General features: G+C 72.3%; 14 protein-coding genes. 10 read left to right on the top strand and 4 right to left on the bottom strand.

Annotated features, from left to right (window positions below; translation table 11 throughout):
• Nucleotides 1-13: 13 nt before the first annotated feature.
• From AB0B85_RS27415 to ileS, 4 genes are all read left to right on the top strand, one after another.
• Nucleotides 14-139, top strand: a complete 126-nt coding sequence (locus AB0B85_RS27415; RefSeq protein ID WP_357411839.1) for a hypothetical protein — start codon at nt 14-16, stop codon at nt 137-139.
• Nucleotides 136-927: a metallophosphoesterase gene (locus tag AB0B85_RS27420; protein ID WP_357411840.1), complete on the top strand. Its 792-nt coding sequence runs from the start codon at nt 136-138 to the stop codon at nt 925-927. Before AB0B85_RS27415 ends, AB0B85_RS27420 begins: the two co-directional genes overlap by 4 nt.
• Before the next feature lie 32 nt (nt 928-959).
• Nucleotides 960-1,622 carry a hypothetical protein gene (locus tag AB0B85_RS27425; protein ID WP_357411841.1) on the top strand — a complete coding sequence of 221 codons (663 nt, stop codon included), beginning with the start codon at nt 960-962 and terminating at the stop codon, nt 1,620-1,622.
• A 279-nt stretch (nt 1,623-1,901) separates the two neighbouring features.
• Nucleotides 1,902-5,048: an isoleucine--tRNA ligase gene (ileS, locus tag AB0B85_RS27430; RefSeq protein WP_357411842.1), complete on the top strand. Its 3,147-nt coding sequence runs from the start codon at nt 1,902-1,904 to the stop codon at nt 5,046-5,048.
• Between the two features lie 19 nt (nt 5,049-5,067).
• Here ileS and AB0B85_RS27435 read toward each other — a convergent pair whose 3' ends face one another.
• Nucleotides 5,068-5,964, bottom strand: coding sequence for an aldo/keto reductase (locus AB0B85_RS27435; RefSeq protein WP_357411843.1), 897 nt, complete (start codon nt 5,962-5,964; stop codon nt 5,068-5,070).
• A 73-nt stretch (nt 5,965-6,037) separates the two neighbouring features.
• Nucleotides 6,038-7,297 carry an MFS transporter gene (locus AB0B85_RS27440; protein ID WP_357411844.1) on the bottom strand — a complete coding sequence of 420 codons (1,260 nt, stop codon included), beginning with the start codon at nt 7,295-7,297 and terminating at the stop codon, nt 6,038-6,040.
• Nucleotides 7,298-7,457: 160 nt separating this feature from the next.
• On the opposite strand from AB0B85_RS27440, the gene AB0B85_RS27445 reads away from it, so the two are divergent.
• Entirely contained in the window at nt 7,458-8,450 is a 993-nt protein-coding gene (locus tag AB0B85_RS27445) for a LacI family DNA-binding transcriptional regulator (RefSeq protein WP_357411845.1), read from the top strand.
• A 93-nt stretch (nt 8,451-8,543) separates the two neighbouring features.
• On the opposite strand, the gene AB0B85_RS27450 is transcribed toward AB0B85_RS27445, so the two are convergent.
• Together AB0B85_RS27450 and AB0B85_RS27455 are read right to left on the bottom strand one after the other, a co-directional pair.
• Complete coding sequence (locus AB0B85_RS27450; protein WP_357411846.1) at nt 8,544-9,689, bottom strand: FUSC family protein; 1,146 nt, start codon at nt 9,687-9,689, stop codon at nt 8,544-8,546.
• 545 nt (nt 9,690-10,234) lie between these two features.
• On the bottom strand, nt 10,235-10,660 hold the full coding sequence (locus AB0B85_RS27455) for an NUDIX domain-containing protein (protein WP_357411847.1): 426 nt from the start codon (nt 10,658-10,660) through the stop codon (nt 10,235-10,237).
• 315 nt (nt 10,661-10,975) lie between these two features.
• Between AB0B85_RS27455 and AB0B85_RS27460 the strand changes: the two genes are divergently transcribed.
• From AB0B85_RS27460 to AB0B85_RS27480, 5 genes are all read left to right on the top strand, one after another.
• Complete coding sequence (locus tag AB0B85_RS27460) at nt 10,976-11,770, top strand: DUF3153 domain-containing protein (RefSeq protein ID WP_357411848.1); 795 nt, start codon at nt 10,976-10,978, stop codon at nt 11,768-11,770.
• A gap of 145 nt (nt 11,771-11,915) precedes the next feature.
• The gene (locus tag AB0B85_RS27465; protein WP_357411849.1) at nt 11,916-12,251 is read left to right on the top strand and encodes a hypothetical protein; all 336 of its coding nucleotides are present in this window, start codon (nt 11,916-11,918) and stop codon (nt 12,249-12,251) included.
• Between the two features lie 11 nt (nt 12,252-12,262).
• The gene (locus AB0B85_RS27470) at nt 12,263-12,871 is read left to right on the top strand and encodes a glycine zipper family protein (protein WP_357411850.1); all 609 of its coding nucleotides are present in this window, start codon (nt 12,263-12,265) and stop codon (nt 12,869-12,871) included.
• On the top strand, nt 12,868-13,566 hold the full coding sequence (locus AB0B85_RS27475; RefSeq protein WP_357411851.1) for a carboxypeptidase-like regulatory domain-containing protein: 699 nt from the start codon (nt 12,868-12,870) through the stop codon (nt 13,564-13,566). Before AB0B85_RS27470 ends, AB0B85_RS27475 begins: the two co-directional genes overlap by 4 nt.
• Before the next feature lie 23 nt (nt 13,567-13,589).
• On the top strand, nt 13,590-14,852 hold the full coding sequence (locus AB0B85_RS27480; protein WP_357411852.1) for a phage tail sheath subtilisin-like domain-containing protein: 1,263 nt from the start codon (nt 13,590-13,592) through the stop codon (nt 14,850-14,852).
• Nucleotide 14,853 lies beyond the last annotated feature (1 nt).

The following is a 14,853-nucleotide window of genomic DNA, read 5'->3' on the forward strand; positions in this document are numbered from 1 at the left end:
TACCGTGGCGGCCATGGTGACGCTCGACGAGACGCTGCGGCGGTCGACCGCCGAGCTGCCCCGGTACGTCATGACCGTCCCCGGCCACGAGCCGTACTGGCATGCCGCGGTGCACCTGGGTGAGCTGGCGGCGGCATGACGGCGCTGTACGTGGCGGCGGACATCCACGGTCACCGGTCCGAGTTCCGGGAGTCACTTCGCGAGGCCGGGCTCGTCGACCAGGCCGGGCACTGGTCCGCGGGTGACGCGCGGCTGTGGCTGCTCGGCGACTACGTCGACCGCGGCCCGGACGGTCTCGGCGTCATCGACGACATCCGGCGGCTCGCCGGCGCCGCAGCCGCGGCGGGCGGCCACGTCGGGGCGCTGTTGGGTAACCACGAGGTGCAGTTACTCGCCGCACACCGGTTCGGCAGCCGGCCCGTTCCCGGGTGGGACGAGCCCGGCGGGTTTCGCGGTGGCTGGGCCCGGTTCGGCGGACGTGAGCAGGACCTGCACCAGCTGACCCCGCAGCAGGTCGAGTGGATGACGCGACTGCCAGCGGTCGCTGTCGTCGACGGGTTCCTGCTCGTGCACTCCGACACCACCCGGTACCTGGAACTGGGATCACGTGTGGCCGCCGTGAACGCGGCGGTCGGCAGGGCGCTCGGCTCCCGCGCCCCCGCGGCATGGCTCGACTTCTGCGCTCGGATGAGCGACCGGGGCGCCTTTCGTGACGCCGAACCGGCCAGCCCCGACGACCGGGTGTCGATGATGCTGCGCACGCTCGGGGGCGACGTGCTCGTCCACGGCCACAGCACCCTCACCACGCACTTCGGCGTGGCGCCGTCGGATGTCACTGTCGCGCTGCGCTACGCCGACGACAGAGTCATCGCCATCGACGGTGGCGTCCATGAGGGCGGCCGGATCCTGCTCACCCGACTCCGCTGACCCTGGCTGATCCCGAGGCTAGGCTGCCCGACGTGCTCAAGGACGTGCGGACGGCGGCCCGCGACAACGCCGAATGGTGCGACATCGTCTGCGCCAGCCACGGGCTCACCGGCCAGACCGACGCCGACGCCTGGTCGGTCCCCCACCGCTCACCACAGTGGTACCCGGACGCTGTCACAGTGCGGCCGGGCGTCGCCGCCGTGGCGCTGCTGGCCCGGATCGACGCGGGGCCCGGGGCGTCGGTGAAGGACAGCTTCGCCGACCTCGACCTGTCCGGGTACGGGTTCCGGGTGCTCTTCGACGCGCGGTGGATCCACCGGCCACCCCTGCCACCACCTGTCGACCCCCCGCTGGACCCGGTCGGCACAGCCGACGAGCTGGCCGCGTGGGCGGCGGCCCACGGCGGTGGGGAGCTGTTCCGCCCCGCGCTCCTGGCCCACCCCCGGGTGCGGGTGCTCGCCCGCCACGACGACCGGGGTGCGATCACCGGCGGAGCGGTGCTCAGTGGCGACGGCCCGTACGGCGTCTCCAACCTGTTCACCCGCACCGACGACTCCTGCGACATCTGGCGAGCGGTGTGCGCCACAGTGCCCGGCGCGCCGCTTGTCGGCTACGAGACCACCCCGGAGCTGGCAGCGGCGCTCGCCGCCGGCTTCACCGCCACCGGCCAGCTCCGCGTCTGGCTGCACGCCTGACGCTGCGGCCACTGGTGCCCGGCTGGGACAGCTATGCTGGGCGGCATCGGCACCGATCCGGCCATCACCGGGGAGCCTCCGGAAGAACGGGCAGCGCAACGGCCCCAGTAGAACCGGACGTAGCGGCACGTCACGTCGCGAAATGAAGCGGCGCCCGCACGTCGGGGCGCAAGCGGGGTGGTACCGCGGAGTCCTGGCCATACGCCTGACACTTCGTCCCCGCGTGGGCAGTGCGCTGTTGCCCGCGTGAGCGGACTGTGGAGTGTAGGGAGAACGTCGGTGCCGGACGGTCCGTCGAAGTCGCCATTCGTGCCACTGCCCACCAAGATCGACCTTGGTGGGCTGGACCGTGCGGTGATCGAGTGGTGGCAGGCCAACAACGTGTTCGAGCGGAGTCTGGCCCAGACGGCGGACGGCCCGCCGTGGGTGTTCTACGAGGGGCCACCCACCGCCAACGGCACGCCGGGCACCCACCACATCGAGGCGCGGGTGTTCAAGGACCTCTTTCCCCGGTACCGGACGATGCGGGGCTTCTCGGTGCCCCGCCGGGCCGGCTGGGACTGCCACGGCCTGCCGGTCGAGCTGGCGGTGGAGAAGGAGTTGGGGCTCGGCGGCAAGCCCGACATCGAGAAGATGGGCATCGCCGAGTTCAACGCCCGGTGCCGCGCCTCGGTGCTGCGGCACGTGGACGAGTTCGTCCAGCTCAGCGAGCGGATGGGTTACTGGATCGACCTGGAGCACCCGTACCAGACGATGTCCCCGGAGTACGTGGACAGCGTCTGGTGGTCGCTGAAGCGGATCCACGACGGCGGGCGTCTGGTGGAGGATTTCCGGGTCGCGCCGTACTGCACCCGCGACGGTACGACCCTGTCCGACCACGAGGTGGCCCAGGGGTACGAGACCGTCGCCGACCCGTCCGTGTACGTGCGGTTCCCGGTGCGCGGGGAGGTGGCCGGACACAGCGGTGTCGACCTGCTGATCTGGACGACCACCCCGTGGACCCTGGTGTCGAACACCGCCGTCGCGGTCCACCCCACGGTGACGTACACCCTGGCCCGCACCGAGCGGGGCACGTTCGTCGTCGCCGAACCGCTGACCCGGCGGGTCCTCGGCGACGAGGCGGAGATCCTGGCGACGGTCCCGGGGGCGGCCCTGGAGGGGTTGCGGTACGAGCGGCCGTTCGACCTGGTGGACATCCCGGACGCGCACCGGGTGGTCCTCGCGGACTACGTCACCACCGAGGACGGCACCGGCCTGGTGCACCAGGCGCCGGCCTTCGGTGCGGACGACCTCGCCGTCTGCCGCGCCTACGGGTTGCCGCTTGTCAACCCGGTCGCCCCGAACGGGCGGTTCGACGACGGCATCGACCTGGTTGGCGGGGTTTTCTTCAAGGACGCCGACGCGTTGCTCATCGACCGCCTCCGCAGCTCCGGCCGGTTGTTCCGGCACGAGCCGTTCGAGCACCCCTACCCGCACTGCTGGCGGTGCCACACCCCGCTGATGTACTACGCGCAGCCATCCTGGTACATCCGGACCACAGCGGTACGCGACGAGCTGACCCGGGAGAACGAGCACACGAACTGGTTCCCGGAGCACATCAAGCACGGCCGCTACGGCGACTGGCTGAAGAACAACATCGACTGGGCGGTGTCCCGCTCCCGGTACTGGGGCACCCCGCTGCCGCTGTGGCGCTGCCCGGACAACCACGTGACAGCTGTCGGCTCCCGCGGCGAGCTCGGCGAGCTGGCCGGCGCCGACCTGTCCGAGCTGGATCCACACCGCCCGTACGTCGACGAGATCACCTTCGCCTGCCCGGACTGCGGCCAGCTCGCCACCCGGGTACCCGAGGTGATCGACGCCTGGTACGACTCCGGCGCGATGCCGTTCGCGTCGCTGGGCTACCCCCATGTCCCGGGCAGCGAGGAGACCTTCGAGCGCAGCTACCCGGCCCAGTACATCTGCGAGGCGATCGACCAGACCCGGGGGTGGTTCTACACGCTGATGGCGGTGGGCACGCTGGTCTTCGACAGGTCCCCGTACGAGAACGTCGTCTGCCTCGGGCACATCCTGGCCGAGGACGGCCGCAAGATGAGCAAGCACCTGGGCAACATCCTGCTGCCGATCCCGCTGATGGACACCCACGGTGCCGACGCGGTGCGCTGGTTCATGGCCTGCTCCGGTTCACCGTGGTCGCCGCGCCGGATCGGGCCCGGTCCCCTCGACGAGATCGTCCGCAAGGTGTTGATGACCTACTGGAACACCGCTGCGTTCTTCTCCCTCTACGCGGCGAACTCGACGTGGGCGCCGCAGCTGGCGCAGCCGGTCGCCGAGCGACAGGTGCTGGACCGGTGGATCGTCGGCGAGGTGCACGCCCTCGCCGCGGCCGTTGACGAACGGATGCAGAACTACGACACGGCACGCGCCGGTCGACTGCTCGCCGACTTCGTCGACGACCTGTCGAACTGGTACGTGCGGCGCTCGCGGCAGCGTTTCTGGGCGGGCGACCCCAACGCCCTCACCACCCTGTACGAGTGCCTCGACATCCTCACCCGGCTGCTCGCGCCGTTCATCCCCTTCCTCACCGAGGAGGTCTGGCAGCAGGTCGTCCGGCGGGGTGCCGGATCGGCCCCGGAGTCGGTGCACCTGGCGTCCTGGCCCAGGCCCGACACCGACGTGATCAACTCGGAGTTGTCGGCCCAGGTGGCCACGGCGCGGGCGTTGGCCGAGGCGGGCCGGTCCGCCCGCAAGGGGAGCGGCCTGCGGATCCGTCAGCCGTTGAGCCGGGCGCTTGTGGGACTACCGTCCGGCACCGTGCTCCCGCAGGCGTTGCTCGACGACATCGGCGACGAGTTGAACGTCAAGGTCCTCCAGCCGCTCGATGCCCAGAGCGGGATCATCGACGTACGGGTCAAGGCGAACTTCCGGACGCTGGGCCGCCGGTTCGGCAACCGCACCCAGCACGTCGCGCAGGCCATCGCCGCGGTGGACCCGCGGGAGCTGGTCGACGGGGTCCGGGCGGACGGGACGTTCCCGCTGACTGTCGACGGGGCGCCGGTGGAGGTGGGCCTGGACGACATCCTGATCACGGAGGTGCCGCGTACCGGTTGGGTGGTGGAGTCCCAGCGCGGGGTGACGATCGCGCTGGACACCGAGGTCACCGCCGAACTGGCGGCCGAGGGCGTCGCCCGCGACGTCGTACGCCTCGTCCAGCAGGCCCGCCGCGACGCTGATCTGGAGGTCTCCGACCGGATCACGGTGACCATCGCCGCGCCCGCTGATGTCGCGGCGGCGATCTCGGCGCACCAGAAGCTCATCGCGCACGAAACCCTCGCGCTCGGGCTCACTGTGGTGGACGCGGTGTCGGAGGGTTTCGCCGGCACAGTGGGTGACGGTCAGGAGATCGTGGTGCACGTCGTGCGGGCCTGAGCGACGCCGGGCCGGACGGTCACCGCAGCCGGGCCAGCTCCTGCGGGGTCAGCCGCAGGGCCCCGGCGGCCACGTTCTGTGCCAGGTGGTCCGGGTCCGTGGTGCCGGGGATGGCGAGCACGTGCGGGCCCTGGTGCAGCGTCCAGGCCAGGCGTACCTGCTGCGGGGTGACGCCGTGGGCGCGGGCGACGGCCTCGACCGCCTCGCTCTGGGTGGCGCTCGCGCCCTTCTCCCGGCCGGTGCCGGCGAGGGCGAAGAACGGCACGTAGGCGATGCCCCGCGCACCGCAGGCCCGGACGAAGTCGTCCTGCTCGCGGTAGGCGTCCACCCCGTAGTTGTTCTGCACGCACACCACCGGCGCGATGTCGGCCACCTCGTCGAGGTGCTCGGGCCGGACGTTGGAGAGCCCGAGGTGCCGGATCAGCCCGGCGGCCCGCAGCTCGGCGAGCGCGCCGAACCGATCGACGAGCGGCCCCCCGCCGACGCCCCGACCGAGGCGCAGGTTCACCACGTCGAGCTGGTCAAGGCCGAGCCGACGCAGGTTCTCCTCGACCTGGGCGCGCAACTGCGCCGGGGTGAGCGCCTCGGTGAAACCCGCCTCCGGGTCGTACCCGAAGCCGACCTTGGTGGCGATCACCAGGTCGTCCGGGTACGGGGCGAGCGCCGCGCGGATCAGCTCGGTGGCGTAGCGGGCCGGGCCGGTGCCGACCCGCAGGGTTCCGCCGGGTGAGACGTAGAACGCGGCGGTGTCGATGTGGTTGACGCCCAACTCCACGGCGCGGCGCAGCAGCGCGACCGCCCGGTCCCGGTCCGGGTTCGCGGTGATCCGCATGGAGCCGAAGCCCATCCGGCGTACGGTGCGGTCGCCCAGGGTCCAGGTGCCCGCCGCAGCGGCGGTGATCTCGTGGGTTGACATTCGGCGACCCTAGCCAGGGCGGGTACGCGGCGCAGTCGGCCGCGCACCCGATACCGCTCGGCGGTGTTCTGGGTTAGTTTTTGTTGGCTGCCGGAGCCGGCTCGGCGGTGTGCGGCGGGCGCAGCACCGGCACCAGCAGCAGTGTCGGCAGCAGCAGCAACGGCACCACCAGCAGGGCGCGCAACGTGCCGACCTCGTCGCCGAGCAGCCCCAGCAGCGGCGGCCCACCCAGGAACGCGGTGTAGCCGATCACCGCGACCACGCTCACCCGCACCGGCGCGTGCGCCTCCTCGTCGGCGGCGGCGCTCATCCCGACCGGGAAGCCCAGCGACGCGCCGAGACCCCACAGCGCGACGCCGACGATGGCCAGCGGCCCCGAGCCGGCCAGCACGGCCAGGCCGGCACCGACCACGGCGAGCCCGATGGTGCCGGTGAGCACCGGCACCCGACCCCACCGGTCCAGCGCCACGGTGCCCGCGGTGCGCCCGGCGGTCATACCCACCACGAAGACCCCGAAGACCGCCGCGCCGGCTGCCTCGCTCAGGTCCCGTCCGTCGATGAACGCGACGGCCAGCCAGTCGTTGGCGGCACCCTCGGTGAACGCCGCCACCAGCACGAACAGCCCGATCAGCAGAGTCCGCGGCTCCCGCCAGGCGGCCAGCTGCGCTCGGCGGCGGGCCGCCGGGGTGGCGTCCGCCGGGTCGCCGGTGTGATCGCCGACGGCGGGCAGGAACGTCCGGGAGGCGAGCGCGGTGCCGACCAACACGACCACCGCAACCGCGACGAGGTGCGTGCCGACCGCCACGTCGAAGCGGGCCGCACCGGCGCCGAGCCCCGCCCCGGCCACCGAGCCGAGGCTCCATCCGGCGTGGAAACGGGGCATGATCGTACGACCCAGGCGCCGCTCCACCGCCGCGCCCTCGACGTTCATCGCCACGTCGCAGGCACCGGAGCCGTAACCGAAGGCGACCAGGCCCAGGGCCACGACGGCGAACGACCCGGTCATCGTGGCGCCCAGTCCCGCCACGGTCAGGCCGACCGCGACGAGCAGGGTGGCCACGGTCACGGTGCGGGCCGCGCCGAGTCGCTGGGCGAGCAGACCTGCGGTGGGCATGGCGAGCAACGCGCCGACGCTCATCGCCAGCAGCAGCAGCCCGAGCCGGCCGGCGGAGAGGTCCAACGCCTCCCGGACCGCTGGCACGCGCGAAAACCAGGTGCCGACGGCCAGCCCGTTGAGGGTGAAGGTGACAGCGACGCCGTTGCGGGCGATCAACACCGCCCGCGAGGGCGGTGCGGTGTCCGGGGCTACGGCTCTGCTGGTGGGGGCGCTCACGGGAACTGACCTCTTTCTCGGAGTGATCTCCTGGCACGATCGCACACCTGAGAGCGCTACCACCACAAGCGGCTACCGCCCCCTTATCGCTGTCGGACCGGCCGGGCATGATGTGAACAGGCGTTTGTCCGACCGGACGGGTCGCCGCGGGGAGGCAATGATGACGGCAGCGGCACAGCGACCGGCCACTCTCGAGGACGTCGCCCGGATGGCCGGGGTGTCGCGGTCCACCGCCTCGCGGGTGATCGCCGGCACGGGCTTCGCCTCGCCGGCAGCCCGGGAACAGGTCACGGCAGCCGTTGACCAGCTCGGTTACGTGCCGAACCCGGCCGCCCGGGCGCTGGTGCGTGGCGGCGGTGGCGTACGACTGGTCGTGGCCGCCCAGGCGGCCAGCGCGGCGGTGCTCGACGACCCGTACGTCCACCAGGTGGTCGGCTCGGCCGCCCGGGTGTGCACACCCGCCGGAGTCGGGGTGGCGTTGCACTGGCTGCCGCTCGGTGATCCCCGCGGCCTGCACCAGCTCGCCGGGGACCGCAGCGTGTGCGGGGTGATCCTGGTCAACACCACCGAGGACCTGCTGGCGGCGGTGCCCGGGTCGCTGCGCGGCCGGGTGGTCTCGATCGGGGTCGGCTCGGCGACAGTGCCGTCCTTCGACGTCGACAACACCGCCGGCTCGGACGCGGTGCTGCGCCACCTGTACGCCACGGGTCGCCGCCGGATCGCCATGGTGACCGGCCCCCGGTGGCTGCCCTGCGCGCAACGCCCCGTGCAGACGTACCGTCGGCTGATGCGCCAGGCGGGCCGGCCGGCGTGGGAGATCAGCGGGGACTTCACGGCGGCGCGCGGCCGGGTGGCGGCCGGCGAGGCGCTGCGGCGCTGGGCGGACGTCGACGCGATCTACGCGATCAGCGACGAGACCGCGCTCGGCGTGATGGCCGGGCTGCGCGACGCTGGTGTACGGGTGCCCGGCGACGTCGCGGTGGCCGGCTTCGACGACATCCCGCTGGCCGGGATGACCGCCCCGGCGCTCACCACGGCGAGCCACCCGGTCGGGCGGATCGCCGTCGCCGCGGCGACCGCCCTGCTGGACTGGCGTCCGGCCCCTCCGGTGACCCTCTTCCCGTCCACCCTGGTGGCCCGGTCCAGCGCCTGATCCCGGCCGGCGGCGGCTCGCCGCGCCTCCCGCCGCCGACCGGTGCCGCCGGCTGCCGCTCACCACCGCACCCGCGTCGGGCCCGGGCGGACGTCAGATGGCGGGGAGGCCGAGGGCTTCGTCGACGCGGGCGAGGACGGCGGCGTCAGCCTCCGGGTTGACGCCGCGCAGCAGGTCGATTGCGGTTGCCCGGACCTGGCCAATGATCATGGCGAGCGGGAGGGTCGGCGTGGCGCCGAAGAGCTGCCCGGCGATGTGCACGGCGGCCAACGCCGACTCGTCGGCCCGGCTGCCGTGCCGGTCGGCGGTCTCGTCCTGGCCGTCGAGGTCGGCGGCGAGGGCGGCACCGGCCTGGCGGACGGCCTCGGCCAGGGATCGCAGAGCGGCACCCAGCTCGGGCGGTGCCGGGGTGTGCAGCCGGCTCAGCGTCACGCCCGCGCGGGCCAGCACCCGGACGTTGCGGACCGCGTAGTCGATCTGCCGGATCGACTCGTCCACCGACCTCAACCGACCGATGTGCCGGCGTCGACGGACGTTGAGCCGTAGCGCCTCAGCGGCGGCCAGCACCTTGTCGCGCAGCCCGTCCACCCGGGCGTCCATGCCGCGGGCCTGTGTCAGCGCCGCAAACGCGGCGGCCTCGTCACCGTTGTCCAGCGCGTCGGCGATCTCACCGAGCAGCCCGGCGAGTTCGTCGAAGGTTCGCCGCACCTCGGCGACAAGCGGCGCGAGGGGGTGCCGGGCGTCGACGAGCAGGCTGATCGCGAGCGCGACCGCGCCGCCGACAAGCGCGTCGACGAAGCGGAACGGCACCAACGAGGCGTCCGGCGGGGCGACCACCACCAGGTAGAGCGCGGAGACCGCAGCCTGCACCAGCGTCACACCGGTGGCGCCGAAGGCCACCGCGAGGACGACGGTGAGCAGGATGACGGTGCCGACCGTCCAGGTGCTGCCCGGGCCGAGTGCCTGCACCACCAGGTCCGCGACGAGCACCCCGGCGGCGACCCCGAGCACGACCTCGACGGCCCGGCGAATACGTTGCCCGCGGGCCTGACCGAGCACGATCAACGCTGCGGCCGGCGCGAAGAAGGGCTGCGGATGCCCGAGCAGCCGGGTGGCCAGCAGCCACGCCACTGTCGCCGCGGCGGTCGCCTCCAGCACCGGCCGCCAGCCGTGCCGCAGCCGCTCACCGGCCGTTCGCAGCCGTTCACCGGCCGTCCGCAGCCCACCGAGCCTCACCATCGCCACCCTCCTTTCCCCCACTGGCCGGTCGGCCGCGAAACCAGCCCGGCATCCACGCCGCCAACCCGCCCGCTCCCGACCGGCCCGCTCCCGGCCTGCCCGCTGCCCAACCCGCCCACTCCCGACCCGCCCACTCCCCCACCCGCCCACTCCCCCACCCGCCCACTCCCGACCCGCCCGCTCCCCAGCCCGCCCACTCCCCACCCGTCGCATCCGCCGTCGACCGGCATAGGGTCCCGCGTCGCCTTTGGAGTTGATGTCGTAAACGGATCGCGCCTGATGTCGTAGACGATTCAGCTCCAAAGCGTCGGCCCGAGGCACCGCTGCGCCAGTCCACGACATCCCGTGGCGATCGTCTCCCATCACGGGACCGACCTGCTCACCGGGGCTGCGCCGCGTAAGCACCGTGCCCGCACCGCACCGCACCGCGAACGTGCCGCACCCCGGCCGCCACCGCGAACGCGCCGGGCCCGCGCCACGCCACCCGCGCCGCGGGTCGCGCTGCGTGGCATGGCCCACCACGCCGACTGGCGACCTCCCGCCGGCTAGGACGTCTCGGTGAACGCCGCGGTGTAGTCGGGCGCGGCGAGGAACCGGGTCAGCACCTCCTGGGTGCCCGGCGTCCAGGGACGACCGTTGAGCACCTCGTCGCCGGGCACGAAGACCATCGCCGCGCCCTCACCGAGCACCACGTCCTCCTGTCGGGCCCGGGTGCGGCCGAGAAAGTAGTGCATCTCCCGGTCCAGTTCGGGATTCGGCTGCACGGCGATCGGGCGCAGCGGCCCGTCGGCTCGCAGGCCGGTCTCCTCCCACAGCTCCCGCTCGGCGGCCTGCTCCGGCGTCTCCCCCGCCTCCGCGTGGCCGCCGGGCAGCCCCCACACGTCCGGGTGGTGCATCGCGTCGGCGTCGCGCAGTTGCAGCAGCAGCCGCCCGTCGGGGTCCACAAGAAGCACACACGCGACAACAATCACCTGGTCAGCTTAGGCAGGTGCGCCGCCCCGGTACGCCTGCTCCCCCACGGTCACCAGTCGTGCGGCCTCGGCGGCGTCGCCGAGCATGCCGCGCAGGCCAGCGGCGTAGGCGGTCTCGGCGGTCACCCCGAGCTGGGCACTGCCCCACGCGGGGGGATCACCACCGTGAAATTGTTCTTGGCCCAAAGCTCCAGAGTAGTCATTTGCGCCCCGATTCACCTCGGACACATATGACAGTACGTCGGTACAATCGGCGACTACCTTGTGACTGATCGCTGACTGCTCATGGTGAAATGGATCACACACACTGAGCCCATGAACAGGAGAGTCAACCGCGGTAAGGCACTCCGCGTCGCGGTGTGCCTCCTGCTGGTCGCCGCGCTGAGCGGGTGCATGCAACTCAACATGGGGCTCACCGTCAACGCCGACGACACAGTCGACGGGCAGTTGCTGCTGACCGCCGAGAAGTCCCTGCTGACCTCGCGAAACAAGAACATCCCGGCGGCCTTCGCAGAGCTGCGGCAGAACATTCCCGCGCTGCCGGCCGGGGAAGAGACCGGTTACCAGGACGACAAACTGTTCGGCTCCCAGATCAGTTATCACAAGGCACCGCTGGCAGGTTTTGACACGGAGAGCGTAAAACTGGTCCGAGACGGTGACTTGTACCGTTTCACGTTGCCGCTCGATCCGTCGAAATACGGCGGAAAGGTGGCACAGCAGAATCCTCAGCAACAGCAGGCGTTCCTCAAGCTGATGTCGTTCGAGATCTCGGTGACATTCCCCGGCCGGGTGATCGACAGCAATGGCACTGTCAACGGCCGGTCGGTTAGCTGGAAGGTCGACCCCAACCAGGACAAGCCGACCGAGCTACGCGCCGTCGCCGAGGCGCCACCTCGACCGTCGACCTCGCCGGCCGCCGCCGCTGACGACGAGGGCGGCATCGGATGGCCGCTGATCGTGGGCGGTGCGCTACTCCTCCTGCTGTTGCTCGCCGCGGTGGGCGTACTCCTGCTGCGACGTCGACGCCCCACGGCGCCGGCCGCCCCCGGTCCAACCTCGCCCGGACCGACACCGCCGGGCCCGCCCGCCGGCGCCCCGGGGCCCGGTTGATCCATCCGGTGGCCGGCACAGCCGGCCACGTCCGGCCCCGGCCGCCCCGAGACGACGGCGACCGGCCCCGGTGCTCCCTCTGGGCGGCACCGGACCTCACCACCACCACATCCCGGTCGCACCATCGCAGAAAAGGGGGATCGTCATGAACGATCTCTTCACCTGGGCAGCCCTGGGGACCATCGCCGGCGCGAGCGCCGCCACCCTGCTCGCCACAAACGTCATCGGCGGACTGATCGGCCCCAGCGGCGACAAGCTCCGCAAGTGGATCGCCATCGCCATCGCGCTCCTGCTGTCCTACCTGACCGCGGCGTTCGCCGACGACGCCGGCGGCGAGAAGTGGATCATCGCGTTCTTCAACGCGCTCGTCATCTTCTCCGCCGCGCTCGGCATCAACCAGTTCCCGCCCGGCAACCGGCAGGCGACGCCAACCCAGGTCGCCAGCGGTCGCGAGCCCCGGGTCTTCCGGTCCTGGGTCTGAGGGGGGTCGTCATGGTCTTCGGAGTTCTCAGCGCGGCGATCCAGGTCATCCTCGGCGCCCTGTTCGGCTTCCTCGCCGGCGGCCCGATCGGCCTCCTGGTCGGCGCCGTCGTGGGCCTGCTGACCGGCGCGGTCTTCGGCTGGGCGGTGGCCTCCGCCGGGGTGTACGCGGCGGACGCCCGCGGCATCTTCCTCTTCGTCGTCGACCACACCTGGAGCCTGCTCAACACGGTCGTCGGCGCCATCTACCTGGGCGTGCACCTGATCTTCGGGCACTCGCTGGACCGGCCCACCTCGGCCGGCAGCGGCCGGGTCTGCGTGGTGGAGGGGGTCTCGCCCCGCTACGCCACCACCATCGGCACCGTCTGCGCCGGCGCCAGCTCCGGCATCCAACGGCACGAGGACGTGCACATCTTCCAGGGCCGCCTGCTCGGCCCGCTCTACATCCCGCTGGTGCTGGCGAACTACGTGCTGTTCACCATCGCCCCGGTCTGGCTGCTCTACCACGACCACGCGAACGCCCCGATCAACAGGTTCACCAGGTACTTCGAGATCGGCGTCTACCCGCACGTGTGGAACGAGGCCATCGCGTACCGGATCCAGGGCAGCCCGCCGCGATGAGCGACCACGGGCGCGGACCGATCGAGACGGCCACCGCCGAGTTGGCCGCCTGGCTGACCAGCGCGGCCGGTGAACCCGTCCCGATCGGCCCACCCGGCACCGGCGGCGACACCCCGGACCTCACCCTCTGGCCGCTGGAGCTGCGCCCGGCCCAGCAGACCCGTTGCAGCGGCGCGGCCCGCGAACCGTACCGGTTCACGGTCCGCTACCTGCTCTGCGTGACCGGGCCGGCCGGGCTGCCCCGACTGGACCGGGTGCTCACCGCCGCTACCACCGACGGCAGGTACCCGGTGGTCCTGACGGCTGGCGACGCGGCACTGTGGACGGCGTTGGGCGCGGCACCGCGCCCGGCGCTGCTTGTCGACGTGCCCGCGCAGGTCAACCACCCGACCCCGGCCGCACCGCCGGTCCTGCGACCGTTGCGGCTGCGGCAACTGGAGATGCGCACCCTCACCGGCCGGGTGGTCGGCCCCGAGGACCAACCCCTCACCGCGATGCGGGTCGAGCTTCTGGCCACCGGGTCCGCCACCCGCACCGACACCGACGGCCGGTTCCAGCTCGTCGGCGTCCCGCACGACCCCGAACACCCCGGCCCGGCCCGGCTCCGGCTGAGCGGGCGCGGGCTCGTCCTCACCGCCGACGTCGACCCCGGCGACGCCGACCTCGTCATCGTCTGCGCGCCCCCGACCCACTGACGCCCACCCGCACAGGAGGACCGATGCCCAGTTACTTCTCCCCCGGCATCTATGTCGAGGAGGTCCCCAGCGGCGCCCGACCGATCGGCCCGGCGAGCACGAGCATCGCCGCCTTCGTCGGAGTCGCTCCGAACCGCGACGCCCAACTGGGCCGGGCGGTGCCGGTCAACAACTGGACGGAGTTCCTGCGGCTCTTCGCCGACGGAGAACGGCTGGAGAGCACCCCGCTGGCCCGGGCGGTCTTCGGCTTCCTGGACAACGGGGGCGCCCGCTGCTGGGTGGTGAACGTCGGCGAGGGCGGCGCGATCACCGGCACCGGGCAGCGTCGCGGTGGCCTGCAACTGCTGGAGGCCATCGACGAGATCTCCATCATCGCCGCACCCGGCTTCCACGACGTGGTGTCCCACGAGGCACTGCTCAGCATGGCCGAGCGGACCCGCACCATGGTCGCCATCTGCGATCCGGCGCCGGACATCGACGACATCTCCGCGTTGACCCGGGTCGCCACGCCGTCCTCCGGCAAACCCGCCAAGCCCGCCGAGGGTACGGGCGGCGGTGCGGCCGGTGGTCCCGGCGGCGGCACCGCCCAGCCCGGCGGCTCCGGGGGCCACGAGGGGGCAGCCTATCGGCCGCGGCAGTCCGAGTTCGGCGCCTTCTACTACCCGTGGCTGCGGGTTCGCGACCCGATCAGCGGCGAGTTGGAACTGACCCCGCCGAGCGGGCACCTGGCCGGCATCTGGGCCCGCACCGACGCGCTGCGCGGCGTGCACAAGGCACCGGCCAACGAACCCGTACGCGGGGCCGTCGACCTGGGCTACCTGGTCACCCGGCCGGAACACGACGTGCTCAATCCCAAGGGCGTCAACGTGATCCGCTACTTCGCCGGTGAGGGCATCCGGGTCTGGGGCGCCCGTACGCTCGCCGCCGAGGCCAGCGAGTGGCGTTACCTGAACGTCCGGCGGCTCAGCATCGCCATCGAACAGGCAATCGCCAACGGCACCCGGTGGATGGTCTTCGAACCCAACGACTTCACCCTCTGGCGCTCGATCCGGCGCGACATCGGGGCGTTCCTCACCCGGGTGTGGCGCGACGGGGCGCTGCTCGGGCGCAGCCCCGAGGAGGCGTTCTTCGTCAAGTGCGACGAGGAGACCAACCCGGCGGACGTCCGCGACGCCGGCATGGTGATCGCCCACATCGGCATCGCCGTGGTCAAGCCCGCCGAATTCGTGGTGTTCAAGCTGAGCCAGTGGGCCGGCGGCACCGAGACCGAGACGATCGGAGGCTGAC

This window comes from Micromonospora sp. NPDC049044 (assembly GCF_040649215.1).
In the GTDB taxonomy this organism is placed as follows: Bacteria; Actinomycetota; Actinomycetes; order Mycobacteriales; family Micromonosporaceae; genus Micromonospora.